This window comes from Sciscionella sediminilitoris (assembly GCF_000737195.2).
Taxonomy (GTDB): domain Bacteria; phylum Actinomycetota; class Actinomycetes; order Mycobacteriales; family Pseudonocardiaceae; genus Sciscionella; species Sciscionella sediminilitoris.
On sequence record NZ_JALM01000091.1, the window covers coordinates 1 to 16,123 of the forward strand.

Here is a 16,123-nt window from a genome sequence, read left to right on the forward strand (position 1 = left end):
GTCATGTCCCGCAACAACTAGGCTGTCGTGGTGTGAATAGGCGCGCGAAAATAGTCTGTACGCTCGGTCCGGCCACGTCGACGGCGGAGAAGGTCGGCGCTCTCGTCGGAGCGGGCATGGATGTGGCGAGGATGAACTTCAGCCACGGCTCGCATTCCGACCACAAGCAGGTCTACGAGCTCGTCCGCGCCGCAGCCGAGGAAACCGGTCGCGCGGTCGGGGTACTCGCCGATCTCCAGGGCCCGAAGATCCGGCTCGGCACGTTCGCCTCCGGGCCGGTGGAATGGCGCACCGGGGACGTCGTCCGGATCACCGTCGAGGATGTCGCCGGAACCCATGATCGGGTCTCCACGACCTACAAGGGGCTCGCTCAGGACGCGAAGGCGGGCAACCGGCTGCTCGTCGACGACGGCAACGTCTGCCTGCGGGTCACCGAGGTGGACGGGCCGGATGTGGTGTGCGAGGTGGTCGAGGGCGGCACCGTCTCCAACCACAAGGGGATCAGCCTTCCCGGGATGGATGTCTCGGTTCCCGCGCTCTCCGAGAAGGACATCGAGGACCTGGAGTTCGCGCTGCGCCTCGGGGTCGATTTCATCGCGCTGTCCTTCGTGCGCTCGCCTGCGGACATCGACCTGGTGCACCAGGTGATGGACCGGGTCGGGCTCGGACGGCTGCCGGTGATCGCGAAGCTGGAGAAGCCCGAGGCGGTGGAGAACCTGGAGGCGATCGTGCTCGCCTTCGACGGGGTCATGGTCGCCAGGGGAGACCTCGGCGTCGAGCTGCCCCTCGAGCAGGTGCCGCTGGTGCAGAAGCGCGCCATCCAGATCGCGCGGGAGAACGCGAAGCCGGTCATCGTCGCGACCCAGATGCTGGACTCGATGATCAACAACTCCCGGCCGACCCGCGCCGAGACCTCCGATGTGGCCAACGCGGTGCTGGACGGTACCGACGCGGTGATGCTCTCCGGGGAGACCAGTGTCGGGCGCTACCCGATCGAGACGGTGGAGACCATGAGCCGCATCGTGCGGGCCGTGGAGAGCGAGTCGGTCGAGGTGCCGCCGCTGACCCACGTGCCGCGCACCAAGCGCGGGGTGCTCTCCTACGCCGCGCGGGACATCGGGGAGCGGCTCAACGCCTCGGCCCTGGTCGCTTTCACTCAGTCCGGTGACACCGTGCGCAGGCTCGCCCGGTTGCACACCCGGCTTCCGCTGCTCGCCTTCACCCCGGAGCAGAACGTGCGCAGCCAGCTCGCACTCACCTGGGGCACCGAGACCTTCCTGGTGCCGAGCGTCGACTCCACCGACCGGATGATCACCCAGGTGGACAACGCGATGCTCGAACTCGGCCGTTATTCACGCGGTGACCAGGTGGTCATCGTCGCCGGTTCGCCTCCGGGGACCATCGGCTCCACGAACCTCATCCGGGTGCACCGGCTCGGGGAAGAGGACGTATGACCGAGGCGGCCCGGCGCGCGGCTGCCGAGGGCGGTGGGCCCGAGCAGCCGATGCTCGACCAGCTCATCGCCCTGCTGGACCTCGAGGTGATCGAGGAGAACATCTTCCGCGGGGTCAGCCCGCCCGATTCGCCGGTGCGGGTGTTCGGCGGCCAGGTCGCGGGCCAGGCACTGGTCGCCGCGGGCCGCACCGTGGACCCGGAGCGCCGGGTGCACTCGCTGCACGCCTACTTCATCCGCGGCGGGGATCCGCGGGTGCCGATCGTGTACGAGGTAGAACGCACCCGCGACGGGCGCAGCTTCACCACCCGGCGGGTCACCGCGATCCAGCACGGTAAGGCGATCTTCACACTGTCCGCCTCGTTCCAGCGCACCGAGGACGGGATCGAGCACTCCGACGACATGCCCGAGGTCCCGGACCCGGAGACACTGCCCGGGGTCGCCGAACAGGCCGCGGAGCTCGAGATCGAGGGCTTCACCTCCAGTGCGCTGCGGCCGCGCCCGATCGATCTGCGCTACGTCACCGAGCCGCCCTGGCGGTCCAGGGAGAACGGCCCGCGCGCGGCACGCAACCAGGTGTGGATGCGGGCCGACGGCACCCTGCCGGACAGCCAGCTGCTGCACGTCTGCGTGCTGACCTACGCCAGTGACATGACGCTGCTGGATGCGCCGCTGGCCAGGCACGGCGTGTACTGGGGGACGGACAAGGTCATCGGCGCCAGCCTGGACCACGCGCTCTGGTTCCACCGCCCGTTCCGCGCCGACGAATGGTTCCTCTACGACTGCGCCTCGCCGAGCGCCTCGGGTGCCCGCGGACTGGCTACCGGCCGGTTCTTCTCCCGGGACGGCACCCTCATCGCGACCGTTGTGCAGGAGGGTCTGCTCCGTGTGATCGGCACGACGTAACATTTCGCCCGTGACTAGGGAGCAAAGCCCGACGGTGCGTCGTCGGCGGCTGGCCTCGGAGCTGCGGCGATTGCGCGAGCGGGCGGGGCTGACCATCGAGGAGGTCGGCGAAAAGCTGGAGTGCTCGGCTTCGAAGGTGTCCCGGATGGAAACCGGGCACGTCGGAGTCAATCCGCGCGATGCGCGCGACATGCTGGAGCTCTACGGGGTGGACGGCGAGCAGCGGGACACCCTGGTGACCCTCGCCCGCCAGGCCAAGCAGAAGGGCTGGTGGCACGCGTACAACGATGTGTTCACCGGCGCGCTCGTGGGTCTCGAACAGGAGGCCGTCGCGTTGCGCGCGTTCCAGGCGCTGCTCGTGCCCGCCCTGCTGCAGACCAGGGAGTACGCCTTCGCCACGCTCAAGGGCATCCGCCCGGACGCGGAGGACGCCGAGATCGAGCGGCACGTCGACGGCCGGATGGAACGCCAGAAGCTGCTGTGGGGCAACGATCCGCCGCGCTACTGGGCGGTGATGGACGAGGCGGTGCTGCACCGGGAGGTCGGCGGCAAGGGGGTGCGCGACCGGCAACTCAAGTACCTGCTCGAAGCCGTCGAGATGCCGCACGTGAACCTGCAGGTGCTGCCGTTCTCCGCGGGCGAGCACTGCGGACTCGAGGGCCCGTTCCTCATCCTGCGGTTCGCGGACAAGGCCGATACCGACGTGGTCTACGTCGAGAACACCATGTCCGCGGTCTACCTGGAGAAACAGGACGATGTGGACCGCTACGGGCTGATGTTCGAGCACCTGATCGCCTCGGCACTGCCGCAGGACGAGAGCCTGCGGCTGATCGAATCCTTCAGCAAGGGATGAGTGCCCTTACCCCGCGCCGCGCGTGGTAAGGGATTTCGCCGGTCCTTCCGCGCCCGCCTGCGACGTGTTCGCCCGATGCCCGGGGGCGGGCCTTAGCGGAACTGTTGAGCTCGACAAGGTCGGATGACGACGAGGAGCTCGAGGACCATGCTTACCCCCGAAGTGATCGAAGCCGAACTCGCCTACCGCGAGGAACTGCGCCGGATCCGGGACGCCCAGGGCGCGCTCGGCAGGCCGGTACCGCTGGTGCCGTGGTGGCGCCGCTCGCGGTCCGGCAAGCGGGCGAAGTCCCGGGCCGGGAAAACGGATCGGAAACTGTCGTAGCCGTACGCGAGAATGGAGCTCGTGCCCCGAGTAGGAAACGCCTTACCCCTCATCGGTCGTGCCGCGGAGCTGGACATGCTGCGCGGCACGCTCGAGTCCGCCATCGACGGGACGGCGGGCGCGGTGCTGCTCGCGGGGGAGGCAGGGGTCGGTAAGACCAGGGTGCTCCGCGAACTCGCCGAACTGACCACCGAGCGCGGCGGGCTGGTGCTCACCGGCCGCTGCCTCGACGTCGGCGAGAGCGGCATGCCCTATCTGCCGTTCGCCGAGGCGCTGGGCAGGCTCGGCACCGTGGAACCGGATGTGGTCGCCACCCGCCCGGCACTGATTCCGCTCGCCCCCGGTATCGAACCGCCCGAGGCGCAGGGCAGCGCGCCGGTACTGGTGCCGCCCGGTGGTCGCCGGGTCGAGCAGGATGTGGGCCAGCTGCGCCTCTACGACGCGGTGCTCGGCGCGCTGACCGAGGTGGCGGCGCGCCGTCCGGTGCTGCTCGCGATCGAGGACGTGCACTGGGCCGAGTCCTCCACACTGCACCTGCTCTCCTTCCTGATCGCGCGGCTACAGGCTCAACGGCTGTTCGTCGTCGCCACCTACCGCACCGATGAGCTGCACCGGCGCCATCCACTGCGCCCGGTACTCGCCGAACTCGTCCGGGACAAGGCGGTGCTCCGGGTCGACCTCGGGCCGCTTTCCGAGCGGCACAGCACCGCCCTGGTACGGGAACTGGCCAAGGAAGCGGGCATCGAACCGAACGGCACCCTGCTGCGGGACATCGCCGCGCGCTGCGAGGGCAACGCGTTCTTCGCCGAGGAACTGATCGCCGCGGCGGGCACCGGGCAGGGGCAGCTGCCCTGGGCGCTCGCCGACGTGCTGCTCTCCAGGGTGGAGCAGCTCTCCGCGGAAACCCAGGAACTGCTGCGGATCGCCGCGGTCGGTGGCCGGTGGGTCCGGCACCGCAGGCTGGTCGCGGTCACCGAGGAGGGCGGGCACACCGAGGCGGGCCTGGACGGTGCCCTGCGCGAGGCGATCGGGCACCACCTGCTGGTCGTGGACGGAGACCAGGACCGCTACAGCTTCCGGCACGCCCTGCTGCGCGAGGCCGTCTACGGGGACCTGCTTCCCGGTGAGCGCGCCCGGCTGCACGGCCATTACGTCGCCGCGATCAAGAAGGAGAAGGGCAAGGGAGTCGCGGCCGCGCTCGCCCATCACGCTCTGGAGAGTGACACGCTCCCGGAGGCGCTGGCCGCCCTGGTGGACGCGGTGGACGAGGCCGAACGGCTCGGTGCCCCGAGCGAGGCGCTGCGGCATGCCGAACGGGCACTGCGCGTCTGGCCGAAAGTGCCCGCCGACCAGCGCCCGGAGGCGGTGACCGAATCGGGCCTGCTGCGTGAGGCGTCCGCGCTGTGCGGATCGATCGGCCAGCCGGAACGGGCCATCCGGTACGCGCGGCAGGCGGTGCGGGCCGCGGAGCCCGGGACGGATCCCGTCGATCTGGCTCGCGCGCTGCGCCGGGTCGCCGAATCGGTCGTCTCGCTCGACGACCCCGGCAAGCAACCGTTCGAGGCGATCGACCGGGCCTGGCAGCTGCTCGAGAACACCGAGGCCTACCGGGACAAGGCCTCGGTGCTGGCCACCCGCTCGATCCTGCTGCGCAGGGTGGACATGACAGCGGCGGGCGAGGCTGCCGTGCAGGCGATCGCCGCCGCGGAGAAGGCAGGGTACGCACCGGGCAAGGCGAACGCCCTGATCACCCTGGGCACCGTGGAAGCGCGCAGCGGCCACCCGGAACAGGCCCGCGAGCACTACCTCGAGGCGGCGCGGATCGCGGCGGAGTCCGAGGCACCGAACGCGGAACTGCGCGCCAGGCACATGCTCGGTTTCCAGGCCTTCGAGGTGGGGGAGCTGGACGCGGCGATCACCGAACTGGAGGCCACGCTGGCCCGAGCGGGCGAGTACGGGCTCACGTTCAGCGTGTTCGGGGTGGAATGCCGGATCCAGCTGGCGGCGGCCCTGTTCCAGGCCGGGTTCTGGGACCGCAGCCTGGAGATCACCCAGTCCAGCGGGCGCGCGCTCGACGATGTGGTGAGCGCGCGGCTGACCGCGATGAGCCTTCCGGTGTTCGTGGAACGCGGCCGGTTCACGGAGGCCGAGCGCATGCTCGAGGAGATCCGGGACAAATGGCAGCTGGACTGGCAGGTTCCGGTGTGGGCGGCCACCTGCGAGGCCGCGCTGCGCTCCTGGCGCGGTGATCACCGGGGCGCGGTGCACGCGATCGACGCGATGCTCGCCTTCTTCGTGTCCGTCGGCAAACCCCTGGCCAGCGGGGGCATCCGCGCGGCCGCGCTGGCCCTCGGCGCGATCGGGGACGCGGGCGGCACCGAGGCGGCCGGGCTCGCCCGCGACAAGGACCGTCAGTTGCTCGAACACGCCGAACGTATCGACGCGGAGCACTCGCTCGGGATCGAGGCCAAGGCCTGGCTCGCCGCCGTCCACGCCGAGTACGCCGCGGCCACCGGCGCACCGGATGCCGCGGAGAAGTTCGCCGCCGCGGTCGAGGCCTTCGGCTACGGCGAGGTGCACAGCCAGGCCACCTACCGCCTGCGGTACGCGCGCGTGCTGCTGGATGCCGGTGAGCGGGAGCGGGCGGGCGTGCAGCTGCGCAAGGCGCGGGAGGTTGCCGAACGGCTCGGGGCTGCTCCGCTCGGGGAAGCGGTCGAGGACCTGATCAAGCGGGCCCGGCTCGGTTCACCCGGTGGCAGGGAATCCGGGCTGACCGAACGCGAGCAGGCGGTGCTCGAACTGGTCGCCGAGGGCAAGACCAACCGCGAGGTGGGGCTGGCGCTGTTCATCAGCGAGAAGACGGTGAGCGTGCACCTGAGCAGGACGATGGCCAAACTCGGCGCGACCAGGAGGACCGAGGCCGTCGCGGTGGCCTACGACCGCGGCCTGCTGCACCGGTGAGCGCGCTTCACCGGTGATCGCCGTCTCCGCCACCGAAAAGGCAACCGAGGAACCCGCAGGTGCTCGTGGTGCTGCTCGGGGTGGAGCTCGGTGCCGAACTCGGTGCGGAGCTCGAACTCGACGGTGGCGCGGAGCTCGAACTCGACGGCGGGGGTGGCGTCGTGGCCGGCACGGTCGTCGGAGCGGGCGGCGGCTGACTGTTCTCGGTCGTGTGTTCGGTCGTGCGCGGCACCTCGGTCACCACGATCGTGGTCACCGTGGTCGAGGTGTCCGTGGTCCGGGAGACGCCGCGGTCGTACGCGGCCGGGGAACTGAGCCCGGGCCGCACCTCGTGCAGATAGGCGCCGAGGAGCACACCGATGATCCCGCACGCGAGCACCGCCGCCGCGGTCGCGATGGTCGCCTTGCCCGGTACCGAGAAGCCGCGCTTGCGTCCCTCCTCGGGCGGACGTTCATCGTCCTGCCGCGTCATGCCACCTCCCCGACACGTGTAACGACGCCTCACGCCTCCAGTACCGTCCACGCGGCAGGGCCGCGAAAAGTTGCCTCCGGAACTCAGGGTAGTGCGTATCGCCGCGGTTCGCGCGCCGGCCGCACCGTGTTCCGCGGATGTGGTCAGTCACTCTTTCTCGAGGGAGCCGCTGACCAGTTCCTTCCACAGTTCGAGCTGGGCGTGCCTGCGGGCACGGTCCCCGCCGATCTCCGCGTCGAGGGCAAGACCCCTCGTCAGATTCACCGTCATCCAGAACAGGGTCTGTGCGCGATCGGCCTCCACCTCGATCCCGGAGACCGCGGCGAAGGCGCGCATCGAGGTGCGGCCCAGGGCTTTGTCCACCGGGCGCATGGCCGCGCGCAGCTCCGGATCGGTCCGCCCGGCGACCCACAGCTCGAGCGCGGCCGCGGAGAGCTCCCCGGCATAGGCCTGCCACAGCAATTCGATCCCGGTCTCGACCTTGTCGGCCTTTTCCGGGGCAGCGGCGAGCTGTTCGGTGAACCGTTCGGACAGCTTGGTGGCCAGGTGCTCGATCGCCTTGGCCATCAGCTCGGCCTTGGTGGTGAAGTGATGCTGCTGGGCACCTCGGGACACCCCGGCGCGCTTGCAGATCTCGTTGACCGAGGTGCGCGCGTAGCCGAGCTCCACGAGGCAGGAGATGGTGGCCTCGAGCAGCGCGTTCGTGGTCTGCTCGGTGCGCTCGGCCTGGGTGCGGTGCCCGCGCCCGTTGCCCCGCGCACCGGGCGTCGTGGTCTCGGCAGTTGACGTCACAGTGCCCGGACTTTACAGGCTGATCGGGCGCCGGTAACTTCTGCCAGGCAACAAACATGCCAGTCGGAATGTTTTTACCTCATCGCGAGAGACAAGGAGGTCGTGATGGGTTTCCACCCGACGACGACGCCGTCCTGGATGGACGAGGACCTGACCGCGTTCCGGGACCTCGCGCGGACCTTCTGCGAGAAGGAGCTCGCGCCGAACGCCGACCGCTGGGCCAAACAACGGCACGTGGACCGCGAACTGTGGAACAAGGCCGGCGGGGTCGGGCTGCTCTGTCTTTCCATTCCCGAGGAGTACGGCGGTGGCGGCGCGAACTTCGCCAGCGAGGTGGTGCTGCTCGAGGAGCAGGCCTATGCCGGGGACGAGGGCTGGGGCAATGCCGTGCACTCCGGCATCGTGGCGCACTACATCAACGCTTACGGCTCCGAGGAACAGAAGAAGGCCTGGCTGCCGAAGCTGGCCTCGGGGGAGTGGGTCGCCGCCGTCGCGATGACCGAGCCCGGCACCGGATCCGATCTGCAGGGCATCAAGACCAAGGCGGTGCGCCAGGGCGATGAGTACGTGATCAACGGCGCGAAGACGTTCATCACGAACGGCTCGCAGGCCGATCTGGTCGTGGTCGCGTGCAAGACCAATCCGGACGAGGGCGCCAAGGGCGTCTCGCTGATCGCGGTGGAGACCGCGCGCGAGGGGTTCCGCAGGGGGCGGGTGCTGGAGAAGAACGGCATGCACGCCCAGGACACCTCCGAGCTGTTCTTCGACGACGTGCGGGTTCCGGTGAGCAACCTGCTCGGCACCGAGGAAGGCCAGGGCTTCATCCAGCTGATGCAGCAGCTGCCGCAGGAGCGGCTGGTCATCGGGGTGACCGCGGTGGCATCCATGGAGATCGCGGTCGGGCTGACCTTGCAGTACGTCAAGGAGCGCGAGGCCTTCGGCAGGCCGCTGATCAAGTTCCAGAACACCCGCTTCGTGCTTGCCGAGTGCGCCACCGAGGTCGAGGTGTGCCGTACCTATCTGGACAGCGCGATCGAGAAGCACCTGCGTGGCGAACTCGACGTGCGGGGCGCGGCCATGGTCAAGTGGTGGACCACCGAGCGGCTCAGCAAGGTCGCGGACAAGTGTCTGCAGTTGTTCGGCGGCTACGGCTACATGGAGGAGTACCCGATCTCCCGGCTCTGGTCGGCCGCGCGGGTGCAGCGCATCTTCGGCGGCACCACGGAGATCATGAAGGACATCATCGCGCGGACCCTGTGAGGCGCGGATGCAGGCGAACATGGAGGAGAACGTGGCTGGACCGCTCACCGGGCTCACCGTCGTCGAACTGGCCGGGCTGGCCCCGGGCCCGTTCGCCGCGACGGTGCTCGCCGACCTCGGCGCCGAGGTGATCAAGGTGGATCGCGCGAAACCGGGCGCGGATGTGCTGGGTTTCGCGGGTGATCCGCTCGCCCGTTCGCGGCGCAGTATCGGGGTGGACACCAAGTCCCCGGAGGGCGTCGAGGTGGTGCGCACCCTCGCCGCGACCGCCGATGTGCTCATCGAGGGGTTCCGGCCGGGGGTGACCGAGCGGATGGGCCTCGGCCCGGAGGATCTGCACGCGATCAATCCGGGACTGGTGTACGGCCGGATCACCGGCTGGGGCCAGGACGGCCCGCTCGCCCCGTTCGCCGGGCACGATCTCAACTACATCGGGCTTTCCGGTGCCCTGCACCAGATCGGGCGTTCGGGGCAGCGCCCGGTGCCGCCGCTGAACCTGCTCGGCGATTACGGCGGCGGGGGTCTATTGCTGGCCATGGGTATCCTCGCGGCCCTTTTCGAACGGTCCCGTTCGGGCAAGGGGCAGGTCGTGGACGCCTCCATGGTCGATGGTTCGGCGCTGCTGGCCACCCAGATGTTCGGCCTGTTCGCCGGTGGCGGCTGGAGTGACCGGCGCGGGGAGAACATGCTCGACGGCGGCGCGCCGTACTACGACACCTACGAGACCTCCGATGGACGCTATGTCGCCGTCGGTGCGATCGAGATGCGGTTCTGGGCGGCGCTGCTCGAGGTGCTCGGCCTGGACGCCGCGGAGCTTCCGGAACGGCTGGACCCGCAGAACTGGGTGGCCGTGCGGGAGATCCTCGCGGCCCGGATCCGCACCAAGAGCAGGGACGAGTGGACCAAGCTCGCCGAAGGGACCGACGCCTGCCTCACCCCGGTGCTCTCCCCAGGGGAGGTGGCCGAGCATCCGCACAACGCGGCGCGGAAGACCTTCGTCGAGGTCGACGGGGCGGTGCAGCCCGCACCCGCGCCCAAGTTCGACCGCACCCCGGCCGGGACACCGACCGCCCCGCACGAGAAGGGCGCGGACACCGCCGAGGTGCTCGCGGCCTACGGCTACTCCGCGGACCGGATCGCCGAACTGCGCGAAGCGGGCACGATCGCCTGAACGTCCGCGGGGCCGCGCCCACCCGAGCGTGCCGCGGCCCCGCGGATGGGCGTGGAGCCCGCGCGGCGGTTTAGCCGATTCCCGTTCCACCCCTTATGATCGGCTGTCGGCGAGCCGATAACGAGCGCACGGATTCGTGCAGGGTGGAGTGGTAGCGCATGGACGTCAAGAAAATCATCGTGCTCGTCGTCGTCGCGCTGGTGCTGTTCTTCCTCATCAGCTCGCCAACCCAATCGGCGAATGTCGTGAAAGATATTCTCGGCGGACTTCGGAACGGGGCCGAAGGGGTAATCTCGTTCGTCCGCTCGCTATTCGCCTAAGGCCGTTCATCTGCTGGGACAACGCCGGTCACGATATGTTGTCCCGATTGCGCCATCCGAGTGTAATTCCGTGGGTAACCGCAGGTCATGGGTGTTTGATCGGCTAAAACCGAATAAGGGGCTAGCGCGAAAGCCCATCAGCGGCATAGGTTTCGCAGCAACATCGTCATGGGCGCTGTGACGGTTGTTTCGATTCACCGTAAGAACCGGAGGCAGGTTCACGCGGTGACACCTGGTGCACAACCATCCGTTTCCTGCGGGAGGATCAGATGGCAGAAGATCTCGGGGTCGATGAGCTCGTCCGGCAGTGGACGGCCGAGCGTTCGGCGGACCGTGAACTCGTCGAGGCCAACGAACTCGCGAGCGCCTGGCTCGCCGAATCCAGCCCCGGCATTCCCACGCAGGCGGGCCCGGCCGACGGTCAGCGCGCGGGCGCTGTGGCCGTCGACGAGGTCGACCCCGCCTATCTCGTCGTGATGCGGCGGCGCCTCCCCGGAGTACCCGAGGACCTGATGATCGCGGCGGCGAAGTGCTGGCAGATGGTGGGCAGCATCTCGGACGCACAGCAGTGGTGGGATGCCGGGCTCAGCCCCCTCGACCAGCGAGCCCTCGAGTACCGGGCCGCCGGCCTGAGCCCCGAGGACCTCGGCAAGCATCTCGGGCCGTACACCGTGCTCGAGCACCTGCGGCGGGGCAGTGCACCGGAGTGGTGCGTGGCCCGGCTGCGCAGGCAGCGCCGCGACGGCGTGGCCTGAGAACCGGTCCGATCCGCCTCGTGGGCGCGGGCCGGGTGCGCTGGACGCAGTAGGATCCCCACTCGTAACCTCCTGCGGGAGACGTCGTTCTACTACTGTGCGGTAGGCACGACGTGAATACGAGGACAACGGGGAGCCAGGTGACTGAAGAGGCGCAGCGGCCACAGCGTCCGCGCAGGGGGTTCGGCTTACTCGGCAGGCTCGGTATCGTCGCGATCGTCCTCGCCGTCGGCGGGGTGGGGGCCTGGTTCCTCGTAGGCGCTTCCACGCCGGAACAGGGCGCCACCGCACAGGACATTCCGGCCCTGCAGGTCGTGCCCGCGGATGTGCGTCCCGGTTCGGACGCGCCGAAGACCGTCTCGCTCAACAAGGAGATCCCGCGGCCGAGCGCCGAGCCGGAACGCCCGAGTGCCACACCGCGTCCGCAGGCGGCCGAGTCCGGCGGCGGAGACCCGTTGACCGCCTGGGCCAACCGGGTCGCCGGGAAATCCGATATTCCGGAACGGGCACTGTGGGCCTACGGCAACGCCGAGCTCGTGCTGCGCTCGATCCAGCCGGGCTGCCACCTCTCCTGGACCACGATCGCCGGCATCGGCAGGGTGGAATCGAACCACGGCCGCTACGGCGGCGCCGTACTGCAGGAGGACGGCAAGCCGAGCAAACCCATCGTCGGGGTGCCGCTGGACGGCAGCGGCGCGGTCGCCTCGGTCGGGGACACCGACGGCGGGGCCATCGACGGGGATCCCAATGTGGACCGCGCGGTCGGGCCGATGCAGTTCATTCCCTCGACCTGGCGCAAATGGGCCTCGGACGCGAACGGCGACGGCAAGGGCGATCCGCAGCAGATCGACGACGCCGCACTGACCGCCGGGCGCTACCTGTGCGCGGGCGGCCGGGACATGTCGACCGGATCCGGCTGGTGGTCCGGCGTGATGTCGTACAACAACTCGGTCGAATACGGCCAGAAGGTCTACGGCCTCGCCAATCAGTACGCCCGCGCCGCCCGCTAACGCGCACCGTCCGAGAGCGAGGGCTGGCGTCGAGCGACGGCCGTCACGGTGCTACTTTCGGGGTATGGCAGGCCGACTGGTGACCGCGCGGCGAGTGTGGATCGCACTCGGTTGCCTGGCGGCGCTCGCCCTGGGAATCGCGCTCGCGTACTGGCAGTGGACCAGGTTCGAATCGGCGAGCGGAACCCTGCAGAACCTGGGGTACGTGCTGCAGTGGCCGCTTTTCGGATTCTTCCCGCTGTTCATGGTGTGGCGCATCTGGCGCTACGCGCGGCGCGAGCGGGCCAAGGAAGCGGTCATCGATCCGGGCTCCGCCGCGGATCCGGCCTTGTCCGGGCAGGTGGTCGACAGCCAGCCGGTGAACGGGCACGCGATCAGCACGCGGGCCGGCGCGGAGCAGCCGAAGGCGCGTCCCTCCAAGATGGCCTACGTGGCACCGACAGTCGCCGAGGACACCGCGGGCGATCCGGCGCTGGCCCGCTACAACGCCTTCCTCGCCGAACTCGCCGCGGAGGACGCGGCCGACACCCCGACCAAGGAGCGGCCATGAGTGAACTCGCCAGCGAATCGCAGGAAACGAACTCTCCCGCGGCGGCGAAGATTCCCGGTGCGCTCCTTCGGTACCGGATCATCGCCTACATCACCGGAATCGGGCTGCTCGCCCTGTGCGCCGCGATGGTGTTCAAGTACGGCTTCGACGCGGACGCGGGTGTGGCGATCATCGGTCCGCTGCACGGTGTGTTCTACATGATCTACATCGTCATGGCGGTCGACCTCGCGCTCAAGGCGCGCTGGTCCATCAAGGGCACCGTCTGGATCCTGCTCTCCGGCACGATCCCGTTCCTGTCTTTCGTCGCCGAGCGCGCGGTCACCCGGCGGGTTCGCGCGGGCAGGAAGTTCTGACCGGGCTCTCCCGGTCCACGGCGATCAGGACGCAGTAGCCCGCGAAAGCCAGCTCCACCGCGCCGAGCGCGAGGGCCGTGATCAGTGGTGCACCCGGCTGCGCGGTGAGCACGTCGAACCACACATCCAGCACCGCGACCGTGGCGGTCGCCGCCGCTGCCGGGCTCGACCACTGGCTCGACCGGCGCCGCAGCACCGCTGTGGTCGCGCATCCCGCGGCCAGCAGCAGATCGAGGCCCGCCCACGCCGTTGCCCAGTGCCGGACCTCCGTCGTGTCCGGCAAGCTCGTCGCGAGCAGGCCTGACCACGGCACCAGCCCCACGGCGGTCGCCCCGAGTATCCAGGGTGCCCAGCGGCGGGCACGGGCGAGTCGCGCGGGCTGTGGCCGAGTGGGGAGCGCCGTCCGGCGCAACAAGGTGGTCATGCTCGCAAGGATAGTTATGCAGAGAAAATTTTGCAAAGAAAGTTCTGCAAACAAACTTCTGCGTATGCGGTACGGTTGCCGGATGACGAAGAAGCCGCCGAAGCGTGTGGTCGGTGACGAGCCGGCGTGGAAGGCGATGGCGCACCCGCTGCGCGGTGAGATCCTGCGTCAGCTCGATCGGCTCGGCCGGGCGAACTCGACGCGGATCGCCGAGGAACTGGGGGAGAACACCGGCACCACGAGTTATCACCTGCGGGTGCTCGCCGATGCCGGGGTGATCGAGGAGATTCCCGAGCTCTCCCAGGGCAGGCAACGGTGGTGGCGCGCGGTCCGGGTGGATCGCAGGGAACCGCCCTACGACTCGCTCTCCGCTCAGGAGCGGGCCGCGCTCGACGCCTGGCGGGACACGCAGCTGCCCGGCGAGATCGAGCTGTTCAACCGGTTCATCGCGGAGTTCCGCAAGCACGGCGAGTGGGCCAAGGCCGCCCGGGGCAGCGGTTACTTCACCGAGCAGGGGCTGGCGGCCGTGTTCGAGGGCTTCATCCAGCTACTGAACGAGCACTCGCACAGCGTCGACGACGCCCCCGAAGGCGCGCGCCAGATGCGGCTGCGGATGTTCTACCTCCCCGCCCACGGCAGCTCCACTTAGGCACCGCGGTGCCGGGTGCATGGATGGTGAAAGCGGCTCTGCCGCCTATTGAACGCCGTTGGGAAATCGTCGCTCAGCCGAGCACGATCAGATAGATCCCGTAGAGCACGATCGCGGCGCAGAGCAGGAACGAGGTGCCCGCGGTGACGGTGGCCACCGCGTCGGAGCGCCCGGCCTCGGCGGCGCGTTCCCGCCGGGAGAGGGCCTGGATGCCCGTCGCGAACAGGGCGACGAGCACGGTGGTCGCCACGAGGGCGACGACCGCGACCAGACCGAGCGACGACCAGTCGATGTGCATCGCGCGAGGTCCTTCCTAGCCGACCGGAGCGGGCGCCTCGGCGGGCACCTGCTCGGTCTCGTTGACGTTTTTGGCATCGACCGGGTTGCGCCGGGAGGCGAGATAGAACCCGACGGCGATCACGAGTCCGGCGGCGGCGACGAGGATCGTGCCGAGGGACCCCTGGGAGGCGGTCTCCCCGGCGATCGCACCGACCACGGCGGCCGCGGGCAGGGTGAGCAGCCAGGCGACCGCCATCTTCCCCGCGACACCCCAGCGCACTTCGGCGAGCCGCCTGCCGAGCCCGGCACCGAGCACGCTTCCCGAGCACACGTGCGTGGTGGACAGGGCGAAACCGAGGTGCGAGGAGGCCAGGATCACCGCGGTGGAACTGACCTCGGCGGCGAATCCCTGCGGGCTCTGGATGTCGGTGAGGCCCTTGCCGAGGGTGCGGATCACCCGCCAGCCGCCGATGTACGTGCCCGCCGCCATGGCGATCCCGCATGCGGCGACCACCCAGATCGGCGGTCCGGAGCCGGCGCCGAGCATGTTGCCGGTGATCAGTACAAGGGTGATGACCCCCATGGTCTTCTGCGCGTCGTTGGTGCCGTGCGCGAGCGAGACGAGTGAGGCGGTGACGATCTGCCCGGCTCGGAAACCCTTGGTGGTACTGGCTTGTTTGGCGCGCCTGGTCATCACGTAGGCGAGGTAGGTGGCGACCATCGCGGCCAGTCCGGCGATCACCGGGGAGGCGAGCGCGGGAATGATCACCTTCTCGAACACCACGCCGAAGTGCACGGCGCCCGAACCCGCGGCGATCCATGTGGCGCCGATCAGCCCGCCGAAGAGGGCATGCGAGGAGCTGGACGGTAATCCGAGGAACCAGGTGAGCAGATTCCACACGATCGCGCCGATCAATCCGCCGAAGATCACGGCCGGGGTGATCCCGGATTCGCTCACGATTCCCGAGGAGATGGTTTTCGCCACTTCCACCGAAAGAAATGCGCCCGCCAGGTTCAGTACCGCGGAGATCGCTACGGCAACCTTGGGTTTGAGTGCTCTCGTCGCGATCGAGGTGGCCATCGCGTTGGCCGTGTCGTGAAAACCGTTCGTGAAGTCGAATGCCAGTGCGGTCACGATGACCACGACCACCAGCAGGGAGCTTTCCACGCTATTCCCTATCCGTGCCGAAGCTATTGGGGTCGGCCGGCTGCGTTGCCGCCACACGCGAAAGTTAGCCGCGCTTGGTGAACGAAGGGTGAACGCCGGGAGACGTCCGAGTGCGGAGTGGGATACTTCACCACCTGTCCGGGTGAAGCGCGGTTACGGGACGTTATCGCCGACACAGGTGACTCGGGGTAAGTTTACTCGTGAGTAGGTTTGCAGTACATTGCTTCTCGAGTTGGTGAGAAGAATGAGGTGCCGATGAGTGACACGAACGCTCCAGGTCGTGGCGTCCGCAGGGATGCGATGCAGTTTGGGCTTCTCGCGCTGAACAAACTCGCCGGAAGCGGTGCGCTCGACCGGCTCGGCCTGCGCAAGCAGGTCGAACGGGTCGTCGGCACCGCGACGCGTGGCGGGTTCGCCGCCGCG

The 16,123-nt window shown here is 69.1% G+C and carries 18 protein-coding genes; 13 read left to right on the top strand and 5 right to left on the bottom strand.

The genetic code is table 11. The annotated features are described in order from the left end of the window. Nucleotides 1-32 precede the first annotated feature (32 nt). From pyk to AD72_RS29130, 5 genes are all read left to right on the top strand, one after another. The gene (gene pyk, locus AD72_RS29115) at nucleotides 33-1,454 is read left to right on the top strand and encodes a pyruvate kinase (RefSeq protein ID WP_031469830.1); all 1,422 of its coding nucleotides are present in this window, start codon (nucleotides 33-35) and stop codon (nucleotides 1,452-1,454) included. Continuing rightward, nucleotides 1,451-2,359: an acyl-CoA thioesterase II gene (gene tesB, locus AD72_RS29120; RefSeq protein ID WP_031469831.1), complete on the top strand. Its 909-nt coding sequence runs from the start codon at nucleotides 1,451-1,453 to the stop codon at nucleotides 2,357-2,359. Before pyk ends, tesB begins: the two co-directional genes overlap by 4 nt. Before the next feature lie 10 nt (nucleotides 2,360-2,369). Continuing rightward, complete coding sequence (locus tag AD72_RS29125; RefSeq protein ID WP_031469832.1) at nucleotides 2,370-3,212, top strand: helix-turn-helix domain-containing protein; 843 nt, start codon at nucleotides 2,370-2,372, stop codon at nucleotides 3,210-3,212. A gap of 147 nt (nucleotides 3,213-3,359) precedes the next feature. Continuing rightward, nucleotides 3,360-3,536 (top strand): hypothetical protein, encoded by a 177-nt coding sequence (locus AD72_RS36830; RefSeq protein WP_156365413.1) that lies wholly within the window; start codon nucleotides 3,360-3,362, stop codon nucleotides 3,534-3,536. Nucleotides 3,537-3,557: 21 nt separating this feature from the next. Beyond that, nucleotides 3,558-6,497, top strand: a complete 2,940-nt coding sequence (locus AD72_RS29130; protein WP_197285111.1) for a helix-turn-helix transcriptional regulator — start codon at nucleotides 3,558-3,560, stop codon at nucleotides 6,495-6,497. A 7-nt stretch (nucleotides 6,498-6,504) separates the two neighbouring features. Here AD72_RS29130 and AD72_RS29135 read toward each other — a convergent pair whose 3' ends face one another. Further along, nucleotides 6,505-6,969, bottom strand: coding sequence for a hypothetical protein (locus AD72_RS29135; RefSeq protein WP_031469834.1), 465 nt, complete (start codon nucleotides 6,967-6,969; stop codon nucleotides 6,505-6,507). 147 nt (nucleotides 6,970-7,116) lie between these two features. After that, nucleotides 7,117-7,761: a TetR/AcrR family transcriptional regulator gene (locus AD72_RS29140; protein ID WP_037347715.1), complete on the bottom strand. Its 645-nt coding sequence runs from the start codon at nucleotides 7,759-7,761 to the stop codon at nucleotides 7,117-7,119. A 105-nt stretch (nucleotides 7,762-7,866) separates the two neighbouring features. Between AD72_RS29140 and AD72_RS29145 the strand changes: the two genes are divergently transcribed. From AD72_RS29145 to AD72_RS29170, 7 genes are all read left to right on the top strand, one after another. Further along, nucleotides 7,867-9,021, top strand: a complete 1,155-nt coding sequence (locus AD72_RS29145; RefSeq protein WP_031469836.1) for an acyl-CoA dehydrogenase family protein — start codon at nucleotides 7,867-7,869, stop codon at nucleotides 9,019-9,021. Between the two features lie 7 nt (nucleotides 9,022-9,028). Beyond that, nucleotides 9,029-10,192 (top strand): CaiB/BaiF CoA transferase family protein, encoded by a 1,164-nt coding sequence (locus tag AD72_RS29150; RefSeq protein WP_031469837.1) that lies wholly within the window; start codon nucleotides 9,029-9,031, stop codon nucleotides 10,190-10,192. Nucleotides 10,193-10,350: 158 nt separating this feature from the next. Next, the gene (locus tag AD72_RS37285) at nucleotides 10,351-10,512 is read left to right on the top strand and encodes a hypothetical protein (RefSeq protein ID WP_197285112.1); all 162 of its coding nucleotides are present in this window, start codon (nucleotides 10,351-10,353) and stop codon (nucleotides 10,510-10,512) included. A gap of 269 nt (nucleotides 10,513-10,781) precedes the next feature. After that, on the top strand, nucleotides 10,782-11,267 hold the full coding sequence (locus AD72_RS29155) for a hypothetical protein (RefSeq protein WP_020498257.1): 486 nt from the start codon (nucleotides 10,782-10,784) through the stop codon (nucleotides 11,265-11,267). Nucleotides 11,268-11,407: 140 nt separating this feature from the next. Beyond that, a complete protein-coding gene (locus AD72_RS29160) occupies nucleotides 11,408-12,277 on the top strand; it encodes a lytic murein transglycosylase (protein ID WP_031469838.1) in 870 nt (289 codons plus the stop codon). 64 nt (nucleotides 12,278-12,341) lie between these two features. Continuing rightward, a complete protein-coding gene (locus tag AD72_RS29165) occupies nucleotides 12,342-12,827 on the top strand; it encodes a hypothetical protein (protein WP_031469839.1) in 486 nt (161 codons plus the stop codon). Continuing rightward, on the top strand, nucleotides 12,824-13,180 hold the full coding sequence (locus tag AD72_RS29170) for a DUF3817 domain-containing protein (RefSeq protein WP_031469840.1): 357 nt from the start codon (nucleotides 12,824-12,826) through the stop codon (nucleotides 13,178-13,180). The genes AD72_RS29165 and AD72_RS29170 overlap by 4 nt, the downstream gene beginning before the upstream one ends. Here the strand turns inward: AD72_RS29170 and AD72_RS29175 are convergent. Then, a complete protein-coding gene (locus AD72_RS29175; RefSeq protein WP_156365414.1) occupies nucleotides 13,146-13,604 on the bottom strand; it encodes a hypothetical protein in 459 nt (152 codons plus the stop codon). The genes AD72_RS29170 and AD72_RS29175 overlap by 35 nt on opposite strands. Nucleotides 13,605-13,686: 82 nt before the next feature. Between AD72_RS29175 and AD72_RS29180 the strand changes: the two genes are divergently transcribed. Beyond that, on the top strand, nucleotides 13,687-14,253 hold the full coding sequence (locus tag AD72_RS29180; protein WP_031469842.1) for an ArsR/SmtB family transcription factor: 567 nt from the start codon (nucleotides 13,687-13,689) through the stop codon (nucleotides 14,251-14,253). A gap of 73 nt (nucleotides 14,254-14,326) precedes the next feature. On the opposite strand, the gene AD72_RS29185 is transcribed toward AD72_RS29180, so the two are convergent. After that, complete coding sequence (locus AD72_RS29185) at nucleotides 14,327-14,551, bottom strand: hypothetical protein (RefSeq protein ID WP_020498251.1); 225 nt, start codon at nucleotides 14,549-14,551, stop codon at nucleotides 14,327-14,329. Between the two features lie 15 nt (nucleotides 14,552-14,566). Then, complete coding sequence (locus tag AD72_RS29190) at nucleotides 14,567-15,700, bottom strand: inorganic phosphate transporter (RefSeq protein ID WP_031469843.1); 1,134 nt, start codon at nucleotides 15,698-15,700, stop codon at nucleotides 14,567-14,569. Between the last annotated feature and the right edge of the window lie 423 nt (nucleotides 15,701-16,123).